This window comes from Blastomonas fulva, assembly GCF_003431825.1.
In the GTDB taxonomy this organism is placed as follows: Bacteria; Pseudomonadota; Alphaproteobacteria; order Sphingomonadales; family Sphingomonadaceae; genus Blastomonas; species Blastomonas fulva.
On sequence record NZ_CP020083.1, the window covers coordinates 1331224 to 1343923 of the forward strand.

Sequence of the window (12700 nt, forward strand, 5' to 3'; positions counted from 1 at the left end):
GACGATGCACGCAGGCGATACGATCTTTGCGCTGTCGAGCGGCGCGCCGCCTGCTGCATTGGCCATCATCCGGATCAGCGGACCTGAGGCAGGCGCCGCACTGACCGCACTTGGCGGAGCGCTGCCATCGCCGCGCCGTGCCGTGCTGCGCGATCTGTGCGGTCCGGGTGATGGCAACCTGCTCGATCGCGCTCTGGTGTTGTGGTTTCCCGGCCCCGCAACTGCAACCGGCGAGGATCTGGCTGAGCTTCATCTGCATGGTGGGCGAGCGGTGGTGCGTGCTGTGGAAGCTGTGCTGACCCGCATGCCCGGCTTTCGGCTTGCCGAGCCTGGAGAATTCACGCGCCGTGCATTCCTCAACGGGCGGATGGATCTGGCCGAAGCCGAAGGGCTCGCCGACCTGCTGTTCGCCGAAACCGAAGCGCAGCGCGTGGCCGCCATCCGGATGGCAAGCGGTCATCTGTCGCGCCGGGTCGAAGGGTGGCGGGAGGCGGTGCTGCAACTCTCCGCACAGGTTGAGGCCGAGCTCGATTTTTCAGATGAGGATGATGTCGGTGAAGGGGGCGGCAACGCCACCGGGCAGGGCATTGCCGCGCTGGCTGGCGAGATCGGCACCGCGCTGGCACGACCTCGCGCCGAGCGGTTGCGCGATGGCATTCGCGTGGTGCTGGCGGGGCCGCCCAACAGTGGCAAGTCGACCTTGCTCAACGCACTGGTCCAGCGCGAGGCGGCGATCGTCTCCGATATCGCGGGAACCACCCGCGATCTGATCGAGGCGCCGGTGGCGCTGGGCGGGATACCCTTCGTGTTCACCGACACCGCCGGGCTGCGCGATGAGGGCGCCGAGGCGATCGAAGCGATCGGCATCGACCGCGCGCGCGATGCGATGGCCGGCGCGGATCTGGTGCTGTGGCTGGGTCCCGAAGGGCAGGGCGGTCCGATGAGCTGGGAGATCGAGGCGCAGATCGATCGGCAAGGTGTTTCACGTGAAACAAAGGCGGTCGCTCGGCACCGGATTTCGGCGCTAACCGGCCAGGGGTTGGATGCGCTGGTCGCTGACCTAGTGACCTCGGCCAAGAGCCTGCTGCCCGCATCGGGCGACGTGGCACTCAACGCCCGCCAGCACCGTTTGCTGACCGAGTGTGCCGAGGCGCTTGCTCAGGCTACCGAGGAGCGCGACCTGCTGCTTCGTGCCGAGGCGCTTCGGTTGGCGCGCCTCGTGCTCGATGAGCTGCTCGGCAATACGCATGTCGAAGACATGCTCGACGCTTTGTTCGGAGCCTTTTGCATCGGCAAGTAACCCTCTCCCCTCCCGCTTGCGGGAGAGGTGGCCGCAGGCCGGGGTGGGCCTCAACCTCGGCAAACTTCAGGCCCACCCCGTCTTCGCCTGCGGCTCAGCCACCCCTCCCGCAAGCGGGAGGGGAAAGGGTCGGCTTTACTTGGTGGCTACCGGCGTCTTGTCCCTTACCCACCCCCTCGACCGAATCCCGCAATTGGGCTATGCGCCGTGCCATGGTGGAATTTGATGTTCTTGTTGTCGGCGGCGGACACGCCGGGTGCGAGGCTGCGGCAGTGGCAGCGCGGATGGGCGCGCGCGTCGCCCTGGTCAGCTTCACCCACGACGCGATCGGCGCGATGTCGTGCAATCCCGCGATCGGCGGTCTGGGCAAGGGGCATCTTGTGCGCGAGGTCGATGCCTTTGACGGGCTGATCGCGCGCGCCGCAGACGAGGCCGCAATTCACTACCGGATGCTCAACATCTCCAAGGGCAGTGCGGTGCAGGGACCTCGTGTCCAGGCCGACCGTACCCTCTACAAGGCGGCGATCCAGCGGATGCTGGCTGCGCAGGACAATCTCGAGATTGTGGAAGGCGAGGTCGCCGCGCTTCGAATGGACGGCGGCGCGATCACCGGCGTGGACATGGCCGACGGCAGCGCAATCGCCGCGCGTGCGGTGGTGCTGGCGACGGGAACCTTTCTGGGCGGACGGCTGTTTCGCGGCGAGGAGCGGCTCGAGGGCGGGCGCATCGGCGAGCCGGGTGCGAGCCTGTTGGCGCAGCAGCTGCGGGATGCCGATCTGCCGATGGCGCGGCTCAAGACCGGAACCCCGCCTCGGATCGACGGCCGCACGATCGACTGGGCCATGCTCGACGAGCAGCCCAGTGATGGCGAGGCGTGGACCATGTCGCCGCTGAGTGGCGGGCGCACGGTCCCCCAGGTCTTTTGCGCGATCACCCGGACCAGCCAGCAGACGCACGACATCATCCGCGCCAGCCTTGATCGCTCGCCTTTGTTCAGCGGGGCGATCGGTGCACAGGGCCCGCGCTATTGCCCGTCGATCGAGGACAAGATCCACCGCTTCGGCGATCGCGATGGGCATCAGGTGTTCCTCGAACCCGAGGGACTGGGCACGCATCTGGTCTATCCCAACGGGATTTCCACCTCGCTCCCGACAGATGTCCAGCTCGCCTTCGTCCGCTCGATGGCTGGGCTGGAGCGCGCCGAGATCGTGGTGCCAGGCTATGCCGTGGAATACGACCATATCGATCCGCGTGCGCTCGATCATCGCCTGCAGGTGCGCAGCATGCCGGGTCTGTATTGCGCAGGCCAGATCAACGGCACCACCGGCTATGAAGAGGCTGCTGCCCAAGGTCTGGTCGCCGGCATGGCCGCAGCAGCCCAAGTGCTGGGCCGCGAGGTGGAGTTGCCCGATCGGGCAACCAGTTATCTCGCGGTGATGATCGACGACCTCGTGCTGCAGGGCGTCACCGAGCCCTATCGCATGCTCACCGCGCGGGCTGAATACCGATTGAGGCTGCGCGCAAACAATGCCTCGGACCGTCTGACCGGCATCGCGATTGCCAATGGCTGCGTGGCACCCGAACGCCTGAGCTGGTACGAACAGCGCCAGCGCGCCAAGGCAGACATGATGATCGCGCTCGCCCGCCAGGCGAGCTGCGCCGAGCTTGCGGCGCTGGGTCTGCCGGTAAAGGCAGATGGCGCGCGCCAGAGCCTCTATGACTGGCTGCGCTTCCCCGCAGTGTCGCTTGCCTCGCTGGCGCCGCTGATCGAAGGCGATCACGATCTCGCCGACGACCTGATCGCCGAGATCGAGGAGGATGCGGTCTACGCTCCCTATCTGGCGCGGCAGGATGCCGAACTGCGCGATCTGCGTGCCAATGAGCGGGTCGTGCTGGGCATGGACATCGACTACCGAATGATCACCGGGCTATCGAACGAGATGGTCGAGCGGCTTACGCTTGCGCGGCCCGAGACGCTGGCCGAGGCCAGTCGCGTGCGGGGAATCACACCGGCAGCGCTTGCCGCTATCCTGGTCCATGCCCGCCGCCGTGCGGCGTGAGACCGTGATGCTGATCCAGGATGAAGAGAGCGCCAAGGCGTGGCTGACGGACACGCTGGGTGTTTCACGTGAAACAATGGCGTTGCTGGAGCGCCTCAACGCGTTCGTCGTCGCTGAGGCCGAGCACCAGAATCTGGTTTCCGCTTCGACGCTGGCGCATATGTGGCAGCGGCATATCGTCGATAGCGCGCAGCTGCTGCGCTTTGCCGATCCAAGAGTTGACGAGCACTGGATTGATCTGGGCAGTGGGGCAGGGTTCCCGGGGCTGGTGATCGCTTTGATCGCGCCATGCCAGGTGACGCTGGTCGAATCGCGTGGGTTAAGGATTGCCTATCTCGAGCGTGCGATCGCACATCTCGGACTGGGCGATCGTGTGCAGGTCGCCGGAGTAGCACTTGAACGGGTTCCGACAGTTGCAGCGGACTATATTTCCGCGCGCGCCTTTGCACCTTTGCCGCGGCTGCTTGAAGGCGCTGCACGGTTTTCCACAGAAAACACCCGATGGTTGCTGCCGAAGGGACGAAATGCGCGCACGGAACTGGAAAGCGCCCCGTCTGCGTGGCAAAGTATGTTTCACGTGGAACAGAGCCTGACCGACGCCGATGCCGCGATTCTGGTCGGTACCGGCAGCGTCCCATCCAGCAATCCGCCGCGCAGCGTCCTTCAACGACCCATGCGCAAGCACAGGAGCAGATCATGATCCGCATTGCGGTTGCGAATCAGAAGGGTGGGGTGGGCAAGACCACCACCGCGATCAATCTGGCGACGGCGCTGGCTGCGACGGGGCTCAAGGTGCTGCTGATCGATCTCGACCCGCAGGGCAACGCATCGACGGGTCTGGGCATCGCGCGCAACGACCGCGAGTTCTCGAGCTATGATCTGCTCACCAATGAAAGCTCGCTGGCGCAATGCGCGGTGCCGACGCAGATTCCGGGGCTGGATATCGTGCCTGCCACGGTAGATCTGTCGGGCGCGGAGATCGAGCTGGTCGATCTCGAGCATCGCACCCACCGGATGAAGATGGCGATGGACAGTGCGCATCAGCAACGCTGGCAGGTGTGCCTGATCGACTGCCCGCCCTCGCTCGGCCTGCTGACGCTGAACGCGCTGATCGCGACCGACCAGGTGCTGGTACCGCTGCAGTGCGAGTTCTTTGCGCTCGAAGGGTTGAGCCAGCTACTGCAGACGGTCGAGCGGGTGCAGCAGCGCTTCAACCCTGATCTGTCGATCATCGGCGTGGTGCTGACCATGTACGACCGGCGCAACCGGCTCACCGACCAGGTCTCGGACGATGTCCGCGCGGTGCTTGGCAAATTGGTGTTCGATACCGTGATCCCGCGCAATGTGCGGCTGTCCGAGGCGCCGAGCCACGGCATGCCGGCGCTGATCTACGATCACCGCTGCGTCGGTTCCGAGGCCTATATCGCGCTCGCACGAGAGTTCATTTCCCGGATGCCCCGGGTCGAAGAGGAAGCCGCCTGATGGCCGAGGAACACAGCGACCTGCCCGATATCGCCAAGGCCCTGGGACGCAAGCGACCTTCGGGTCTGGGCCGCGGCCTCAACGCGTTGCTCGGCGAAGCGGTGCGCGAAGAGCCGCTGGTGCGGCGCGAGGACGGCACGCCGGGTCAGGCAGCCACGATCACCGGTCTGCGCACGCTGCCGCTTTCCGAAATCCGCCCGCACCCCGGCCAGCCGCGGCGCTGGTTCGACGAGGAGGCGCTCGATGATCTGGCGCGCTCGATCGCGCAGCGCGGCGTGATCCAGCCGGTCATCGTGCGTCCACGCACAGGCGGCGGTTATGAGCTGGTCGCGGGCGAGCGCCGCTGGCGCGCGGCGCAGCGCGCGCGGCTGCACGTCATTCCTGCGATCGTCCGCGAACTCAGCGACCCCGACACCTTTGCGCTGGCGCTGATCGAGAACATCCAGCGCGAGGACCTGAACCCCGTCGAGGAGGCCGAGGCCTATCAGCGGCTGGTGGGTGACCAGGGCTACACCCCGGTCGAGGTCGCGCGGATGGTCGACAAGTCGCGCAGCCACATCGCCAACCTGATGCGGTTGCTGGCTCTGCCGCAGCCGGTGCTCAAGATGATCGCCGACAAGAGCCTGAGCATGGGCCATGCCCGCGCGCTGATCAACGTGCCCGACGCCGAGAGCATCGCTGCCGAAGTGGTCGATCGCGGGCTGTCGGTACGCGATGTCGAAAAATTGGTGCGGCGCGCGCGCAGCGATGCGGCGGGCAAATCGGGGAGCAAGCCCCGCGTCCGTCAGGGCGGCGAGGATGCGGCGAGCAATGCGGATATCGCGGCGGTCGAGCGGCATCTGGAAGACCTGCTCGGGCTCAAGGTCAAGATCACCGCCGACGCCAACCAGCGCAGCGGCGCGGTGACCGTGCGCTATGGCAATCTGGATCAGCTCGACCTGATCTGCCAGCGGCTATCCGGTGAGATTATTTAGACTTATCAATAAGTTATTTTATATTTTCGTCATTCCCGCGAACGCGGGAATGACGCTAGCCGATAGGTGCGACGCGCAAGCTGGACCCCCGCCTTCGCGGGGGTGACGAAGCTCCCCTAGGGCGAAATCCGCCTCGGATCGTTAAGCACGTTGATCGCGGCGTGCACCCGCGCCTCGATCTCCTCGCGCGGCAGGCCCGCCGGGATGATCTCGCCGAACTTGTATGTGACCACGCCGGGGTGCTTGATGAAGCCGCGCCGGGGATAGAGATGCCCGCTGTCCAGCGCGATCGGCACCACGGGCAGCTTGGCGAGCTTGTACAGCCCGGCAAAGCCCGCCTGCAGCGGCGGCTGCTCGCCTGGCGGGATGCTGGTGCCCTCGGGATAGATCACGATCGAGCGGCCCTCGGCGACGAAGCGGCGGACCTCGGTCATCATGGCGCGCAGCGCGACGGCACCGCCCGCGCGATCGATGAAGATCATGCCATAGGTGCGCGCGATCTGGCTCCACAGCGGAATGCGTGAAAGTTCGATCTTGGCGACCACTGCGGGGCGGTTGAAGATGCGCAGCAGCTCGATGGTCTCGAAAAAGCTCTCGTGCTTGATCGCATAGAGCACCTGGCCTTGCGGTATCTCGCCGTCGATCCGCGCGCGGATTCCCAGAAAGGTGCGCGCGCACAGATAATGATAGCCGCCCCAGGCGCGCGCCATGCCCTGCAGCCGATGCCGCGAGAACGGCAGGATGATGAAGGCGATGATGACGATCGGGACCGATCCGCCATAAAAGGCGATGGTGAACAGGATCGACCGGAACAGGGCAAGCGCGGTCCGCATGGTCACACCCCGAACAACCCGGCAAGCACGCGCAGCACCAGCTTGTTGTACTCGCGCCACAGCGTCATCAGGCTGGGCTTGCTGGCGACCGCATCGGTATAGATCGCGATGTCGTCGGGAAGTGCGCGGTGCAGCTCGTATTCGGCGCGGCGCATGTGCCAGTCAGTGGTTACCAGCCGCACCGATGTCACCTTGCGCTGCTTGGCCCAGCGCGCGGTTTCAATGCCGTTCGACCGGGTGTCATAGGCGCGAAAGCCCAGATCCACGCAGCAGTCGAACAATTCGGTGGAGCCGGGATACTGCGCGCTGAGTTCCGCCGGACGGACATCGCGGTCGACGCCCGAGATCAGCAGCCGGTCGGCCCATTTGTTGCGCAAAGCCTCGAGCCCGCGATCGATCCTCAGCGGCCCGCCGGTGGGCACCACCACCGCATCGGTCTGCTGCTCGCCCAAGGGCTGCGGCAGCAGGATGGCGAACCAGGCAAAGCCCAGGATCCAGGCCAGCAACACCGATGACAAGAGGCGGACAATCACAGTTTTTTCCTGAGCGCGCCAAGAACGGCCATGCGCGCGGTGACCACCGCCAGCGCAATACCGGCAATCGGCACGGTTGCAAGCAGCAGCCAGTCGAGCGGCCCGAAGGATCCGGCAGACACCAGCCCCGAATCAAGCCGCGCGGCGGCCTGGCCCAGCAGCCACAGCACCGGCGCGGCGAGCAGGCAGGCGATCAGCGCACCCAGCGCTGCGTCCAGTGCGATGCGGCGCTGGAACAGCCGCGCGATCTGCGCATGGGTGCTGCCCAGGAGATGCATGATGTCGATGGTCTCGGCATGCGCGGCAAAGCTGCTGCGCGCCGAGAGCATCACCGAGGCGATGCTGGCGAGCGCGAGCAGCGCGACCAGCGCGATCGCCAGCCAGCGCAGCGTGCCGATCAGATCGAACACCGGGCGCAGCCACTGGCCGTGCGCATCGATCCTTGCATCGGGCGCCGCCTGGCCCAGGGCATCGCGCAACCGCCGCAGCGTCGCTGGATCGGCCTTGGCACGGAAGTTCACGTCGATCAGGCTGGGCAGGGGGATGTCTTCGCTCAGTGCGCCGCTGCCCAGCCAGGGCGAGAGCAGCGAGCGCACCTCGGCATCGCTGACCCGGGTGACCGCTGCAACCGCGCGGTCGGAACGCAGCACGGCCTGCGCGGCATCCGCCTGGCGCTGGCGGATATCTGCATCGGCGTTGACGATCTGCACCGTCGCGCGTCCGGCAAGATCGGCGTTGACCTGGTCGGCGGCGCTGCCCAATGCGAGCGCGGCGGCGCTGGCGAGCAGGGTGAGGAACAGCATCACCGCGATCACCCACGGCATCGGCCCGGTAAGCCGCGCCTGCGGGATCAACCGGCGGTCGTGCGCGGTGGGAAACAGCGCGCCCAGCATCAGCGGCTCTCCCCGTCCCAGCCGCGCAGATCGGAAGGCTTGGGGGGGTAGCGCAGCGCACCTGTCGGGTCGAACAGCCGCCCACCCTCGAGCCGCATCATCTGTCCGCGCTTGATCCGGGTCATCAGATGGATGTCGTGGGTGGCAACGATGATCGTGGTGCCCATTCGGTTCAATGCCTCGAACAGCCGCAGCAATTTGACCGCCATGTCGGGGTCGACATTGCCGGTGGGCTCGTCGGCGACCAGGATATCGGGTCGGGTGATCACCGCGCGGGCGATCGCCACGCGCTGCTGCTCGCCGCCCGACAGCGTCGCGGGCAGCGCATCGCCGCGCGCGCTCAGCCCCACCCAGTCGAGGATCTCGCGCACCGGGGTGGCCAGATCGGCATCGCGCATCCCTGCGATCCGCAGCGGCAGCGCAATGTTGTCGAACGCCGAAAGGTGCGGCACCAGCCGGAAATCCTGGAACACCACCCCGATCCGGCGGCGGAACCCCGGCAACCGGTCGCGGCTCAAGGTCACCAGATCGCTGTCGAACAGCCGGATCATCCCGCGGCTGGGGCGCTGCGCCAGATAGAGCAGCTTGAGCAAGGAGGACTTGCCTGCGCCCGAGGGCCCGGTGAGGAAGTAGAACTGGCCCGAAAACAGCGTGAAACTGAGGTCCGACAGCGCCTCGGGACCGGTGCCATAGCGCAGCCCGACATTCTCGAACTGGACGATGCTATCCATGGTCGCGCTGCTCATCCTGTCGCGATAGCGCGCCGCGGACGGGGCAGGCAATCGGAAAGGCGCACAGGCGGTGATCCGCGGTCATGATCGCATCGAATCGGGTGCCGGACAGTCTGCCAACCCGTTGAAAAATCTCTGGCCAGCGCAAACTCCGGTGGAAAAAGGGCCGACAGGGCTTGGCAGCCGGTGCAAGCCCCTTGCGGCGATTCGCCCGGCGTGGTTAGAAACGCCATGATTATTGCGTGCCCCGCGTGCAACACCCGTTATGCGGTTCCGGACACTGCCATCGGTATTGATGGCCGATCGGTGCGATGCGCCAAATGCGGGCACAGCTGGTTCCAGCATGGCCCGGACGTCGCCCGCCCACCCGAAACAGCGGCGGCAGCGCCCGTCGCAGCGCCAGCGCCGACTGCAACCCCTGCCCCGGCACCGACACCAGCCCCAGCAGCAACTCCTGCGCCTGCACCTCAGGCTGCCCCTGAAGCAGCGCCAGCGCCCAGCGCGGCCGCGCCGCCCCCGGCTCCCGCGCCTGCCGCTGCGCCCCGGGCCGCACCGAGCGATCCCGAGCCCGACCTTCCGCCGTTGCCGCGCCCCGTTCCGCCGATCAGCCGTCCGATCGTTGCCAGCTATGCCGATGATTCGCTGGCCGATCGCCCGAGCAGCTTCAACCATGAGCCGCCCTTCCGCCCGCGCCGCAACCCGGCCAAGCTGTGGATGCTGGGCGCGATCGCCTTTGCGCTGATCGCCTCGGCGACCGCGGTGGCGATCTCGGTCTTCGGCCTGCCGAGCGCGCTCACCAGCTACAGCCTGCCCTTTGCCGAGGTGGAGCCCGATCTGCAGATCGATTTCCCGCCCGCCAAGCAGGAACGGCGCACGTTGCCCAACGGCACCGAGTTCTTTTCCGCATCGGGCACCATCCGCAATCTGAGCAAGACCGCTCAGGATGTTCCGCCGATGCTGGTGGTGCTGCGCGATGCGCAGGACCGGGTGGTGTTCAACTGGATCATCAACCCGCCGGTGGAGACGCTGCAACCGGGTCAATCGGCGGATTTCCGCCAGGCGATGGTCGATGTGCCGCGTTCTGCCAGCTCGGCCGAGATCGCCTGGGCCAAGCGCCGCTGACCGCTGCCCTCGGACGGGGCACGTCCACCGGATAATGCGTGTTGCTATGCGCCAAGCGCTTTGCTAATGGCGCGGCCTGCCACGCGGGCAGGCGGGTCTCAACCACCCTCAAAACCCGCGAAATTGCTGGACTGTGCGGTCATGGCGGAATTGGTAGACGCGCAACGTTGAGGTCGTTGTGGGCGAAAGCCCGTGGAAGTTCGAGTCTTCTTGACCGCACCAGTCCCGCTGCAGCCGGATGCCGGCCTGCAATCCCGACACCTGCTGATCCTCGCTGCCGCAGGTCGCCGCTAGAGCGGATCGCCCGTGTTCAATGGCCAGTGCAACCTGGGGTCGCGGTGCTTGAGCAGCTTGGGGGCGACCCCATGGACCAGACGGAAAGTATCCGCGCACAGCCTGTCGCGGGTCTTGACCGCGAGCACGTTGATAAAGCAGCGGGCTTCGAGATAGGTGGAATCGAGATCGACGAGCTCGACATGGTCGCTGTCGAACGGCTCGCACCTCCAGATATCGCGAAGCGCGAACACGTCATAGCCTTGGTCGATCATCAGGCGGCACAGCGGCGTGTCCCTCAAACCCTGCGACCGAACGACATAGGCGCTGTGGATCTCGCAGATCAACGTGGGGGCGGTTGCGGGGGGCTGGGCGAGAAACTGATCGCTGGTCGCCCAAGGACGCTGCGTGGCACGCGCCCACGTTAACCGCAAAGAGCCGGTGCTGCGCAGGATGATCGGCCACATCAACGACCTCGTATTGACTGATGCCGAAGGCTCGATTTGCGAGCCCATGGTCGCAGCCGGCAGCCGGCCGACACTGACCGCGCAGATCCGGGCGCTGTGCGATGTCCAAAAGCCGCATTTCGGATTGATGATCACAGCCCAAGGAGACGCAATCGTCGCTGCGGCGTCCAACACCATGCTGGGAGAGCCCGATGTCCCGCTGCGGGCGGGCGAGGAGCTGACCGTCGGGTTCACCATCGATCTGCCGCTGGCGCGCGGCGACTATTTGATCGATTTCGGGCTGGCCGAGGCCGCGGGCGAAAGTCTGGACGTGCTCGAATGGCGCAGGGGCGTGAGCCACCTGGTGGTGACCAACAGCGGGAACGCTACCGGGATCGTCGATATCAGGGCGGTCTATCGGCGGAGCTGAGCCTTCCGCTCGCTCAAGCTACAGGATCGAGCGTCTCGGCGACCTCCTTGGTCTTGCGCTCGGGTAGCGCGATCATCGCGAGGATGAAAAGCGCAAAGCACAGGCAGATCGCGTTGGGAATGATCAGCGCCCATTCGCCCTTGAGCAGCCCGAAGCTGGTCCACGCGGCAAAGGCAAGGCACGTCAGCGCGAACATGCCGAGCGACAGCCCCTCGGTCGAGCGGCTGTGGATGATCTTCCACGCCTGAGGGGTAAAGCTTGCGACCGAAGCCACCGCTCCGATGGTGCCTGCAACGGTGATCCAGTCGAATGTCATACCCGCCCCTACGCGCCCGGCGCGTTCGGGTTTCGCAAATTCCTGCCGGACCAAGGATTGTCGGATTGCGCGCGTGGCATCGCGCGTGCGGGAGCCATGCCCGGGGGTGCGCGTATTCGGCTCTGGATGATGCCCGTGCGGCGTCCTCCTCCGGCGGCCAACAGGCCGGTGGTCAGCAGCGACAACAAGGCGGTGGACGAGTGGATCGAGTGGACAAGGCCGCGCGCGGAGATGCGGCGGCGGTGCTGGATGGCGGCCTGATCTATACCCAGGACGACGCGCCGGGGATCACCCGGGTGCGGCGCGGGCGGGGCTTCAGCTATCACGCGCCGGACGGCCGCCTGATCCGGGACGCCAAGACGCTGACCCGCATCCGGATGCTGGCGATTCCGCCCGCTTATCAGCAGGTGTGGATATGCCCGAAGCCTAACGGCCATATCCAGGCGACCGGGCGCGACGACCGCGGCCGCAAGCAATATCGCTATCATGCCGCGTTTCGGGCGTCGCAGGACGAGGCCAAGTTCGCGCGCCTTGCCAAGTTCGGCGCGGCGCTGCCCGAGATGCGCGAGCGCATCAGCGCCGATCTGCGTGCCCGCAGCACCTCGCGGCGCTGTGTCATCGCCACCATCGTGCATCTGCTCGATTGCACCGCGATCCGCATCGGCAATGCACCCTATGCGCAGCAGAACCGCTCTTATGGGCTGACCACGCTGCGCCAGCGGCATGTGACGCTCGAATCCTCGACCATCCGCTTCCGGTTTGCCGGCAAGGGCGGCAAGAAATGGGATGTCTCGCTGCGCGACCGGCGGGTGGCGCGGGTGCTGCGCGGGTTGCAGGAGCTGCCCGGCCAGCAGCTGTTCGGCTATCTCGATGGCGAGGATGTCCGCGCGGTGACATCGGACGATATCAACGCCTATCTGCGCGAGATCGGCGGGGAGGATTTTTCGGCCAAGGATTTCCGAACCTGGTGCGGCACCGTGACCGCCACTACCATGCTCGCAGAACTCCACCAGCAGGAGGAGCCGCCTGCGGCCGCCGCCGCGATCAAGCAGGCGGTGCTCGCAGCGTCGCAGGCGCTGCAGAACACGCCCACCATCTGCCGCAAGTCCTATATCCATCCTGCCGTGCTCGAGGCGTACGATACCGACCTGGCACGCTTTGCCGGCATGGCCATAGACGATGCCGAAAACGAGGTGTTGGCGCTGCTGCTGGCGGCAGAAACCCGCGGAAAACGGGGAACCAACCGGCAGTCGAAGCGTGGTTAGGCGACACCCCCTATCAGCGGACCATAGCCATCGGGAGCCCCG

The 12700-nt window shown here is 66.2% G+C and carries 14 protein-coding genes and 1 tRNA gene; 9 read left to right on the plus strand and 6 right to left on the minus strand.

The genetic code is table 11. From position 1 onward, the window contains the following. The first annotated feature begins 4 nt into the window (after nt 1-4). The 5 genes from mnmE (at nt 5) to B5J99_RS06270 (ending at nt 5816) form a co-directional block, all read left to right on the plus strand. Entirely contained in the window at nt 5-1300 is a 1296-nt protein-coding gene (gene mnmE, locus B5J99_RS06250; RefSeq protein WP_117351898.1) for a tRNA uridine-5-carboxymethylaminomethyl(34) synthesis GTPase MnmE, read from the plus strand. A 212-nt stretch (nt 1301-1512) separates the two neighbouring features. After that, nucleotides 1513-3360 carry a tRNA uridine-5-carboxymethylaminomethyl(34) synthesis enzyme MnmG gene (gene mnmG / locus B5J99_RS06255; protein ID WP_117353384.1) on the plus strand — a complete coding sequence of 616 codons (1848 nt, stop codon included), beginning with the start codon at nt 1513-1515 and terminating at the stop codon, nt 3358-3360. A 7-nt stretch (nt 3361-3367) separates the two neighbouring features. Then, nucleotides 3368-4060: a 16S rRNA (guanine(527)-N(7))-methyltransferase RsmG gene (rsmG, locus tag B5J99_RS06260; protein ID WP_117353385.1), complete on the plus strand. Its 693-nt coding sequence runs from the start codon at nt 3368-3370 to the stop codon at nt 4058-4060. Next, on the plus strand, nt 4057-4842 hold the full coding sequence (locus B5J99_RS06265; protein ID WP_054135176.1) for a ParA family protein: 786 nt from the start codon (nt 4057-4059) through the stop codon (nt 4840-4842). Before rsmG ends, B5J99_RS06265 begins: the two co-directional genes overlap by 4 nt. Beyond that, nucleotides 4842-5816: a ParB/RepB/Spo0J family partition protein gene (locus B5J99_RS06270; RefSeq protein ID WP_117351899.1), complete on the plus strand. Its 975-nt coding sequence runs from the start codon at nt 4842-4844 to the stop codon at nt 5814-5816. Before B5J99_RS06265 ends, B5J99_RS06270 begins: the two co-directional genes overlap by 1 nt. A gap of 116 nt (nt 5817-5932) precedes the next feature. On the opposite strand, the gene B5J99_RS06275 is transcribed toward B5J99_RS06270, so the two are convergent. The 4 genes from B5J99_RS06275 to ftsE are packed head-to-tail and all read right to left on the minus strand — an operon-like array spanning nt 5933 to nt 8806. Further along, the gene (locus tag B5J99_RS06275; protein ID WP_069051127.1) at nt 5933-6649 is read right to left on the minus strand and encodes a lysophospholipid acyltransferase family protein; all 717 of its coding nucleotides are present in this window, start codon (nt 6647-6649) and stop codon (nt 5933-5935) included. 2 nt (nt 6650-6651) lie between these two features. Continuing rightward, nucleotides 6652-7182, minus strand: a complete 531-nt coding sequence (locus tag B5J99_RS06280) for a YdcF family protein (protein ID WP_117351900.1) — start codon at nt 7180-7182, stop codon at nt 6652-6654. Further along, entirely contained in the window at nt 7179-8075 is an 897-nt protein-coding gene (locus tag B5J99_RS06285) for a cell division protein FtsX (protein WP_117351901.1), read from the minus strand. Before B5J99_RS06285 ends, B5J99_RS06280 begins: the two co-directional genes overlap by 4 nt. Beyond that, a complete protein-coding gene (ftsE, locus tag B5J99_RS06290; protein WP_054135203.1) occupies nt 8075-8806 on the minus strand; it encodes a cell division ATP-binding protein FtsE in 732 nt (243 codons plus the stop codon). The genes B5J99_RS06285 and ftsE overlap by 1 nt, the downstream gene beginning before the upstream one ends. Before the next feature lie 231 nt (nt 8807-9037). On the opposite strand from ftsE, the gene B5J99_RS06295 reads away from it, so the two are divergent. After that, complete coding sequence (locus B5J99_RS06295; RefSeq protein WP_117351902.1) at nt 9038-9928, plus strand: MJ0042-type zinc finger domain-containing protein; 891 nt, start codon at nt 9038-9040, stop codon at nt 9926-9928. 135 nt (nt 9929-10063) lie between these two features. Then, a tRNA-Leu gene (locus B5J99_RS06300) sits at nt 10064-10150 on the plus strand. A gap of 68 nt (nt 10151-10218) precedes the next feature. Here the strand turns inward: B5J99_RS06300 and B5J99_RS06305 are convergent. Next, entirely contained in the window at nt 10219-10668 is a 450-nt protein-coding gene (locus B5J99_RS06305) for a hypothetical protein (RefSeq protein ID WP_162892479.1), read from the minus strand. Between B5J99_RS06305 and B5J99_RS06310 the strand changes: the two genes are divergently transcribed. After that, nucleotides 10655-11077 (plus strand): Wzt carbohydrate-binding domain-containing protein, encoded by a 423-nt coding sequence (locus tag B5J99_RS06310; protein WP_162892480.1) that lies wholly within the window; start codon nt 10655-10657, stop codon nt 11075-11077. The two genes, B5J99_RS06305 and B5J99_RS06310, sit on opposite strands and share 14 nt — an antisense overlap. Before the next feature lie 13 nt (nt 11078-11090). On the opposite strand, the gene B5J99_RS06315 is transcribed toward B5J99_RS06310, so the two are convergent. Then, nucleotides 11091-11393 carry a SemiSWEET family sugar transporter gene (locus tag B5J99_RS06315; RefSeq protein WP_117351905.1) on the minus strand — a complete coding sequence of 101 codons (303 nt, stop codon included), beginning with the start codon at nt 11391-11393 and terminating at the stop codon, nt 11091-11093. 200 nt (nt 11394-11593) lie between these two features. Here B5J99_RS06315 and B5J99_RS06320 point away from each other — a divergent pair, with 200 nt between their 5' ends. After that, nucleotides 11594-12658 carry a DNA topoisomerase IB gene (locus B5J99_RS06320; protein ID WP_245991768.1) on the plus strand — a complete coding sequence of 355 codons (1065 nt, stop codon included), beginning with the start codon at nt 11594-11596 and terminating at the stop codon, nt 12656-12658. Nucleotides 12659-12700: the final 42 nt, after the last annotated feature.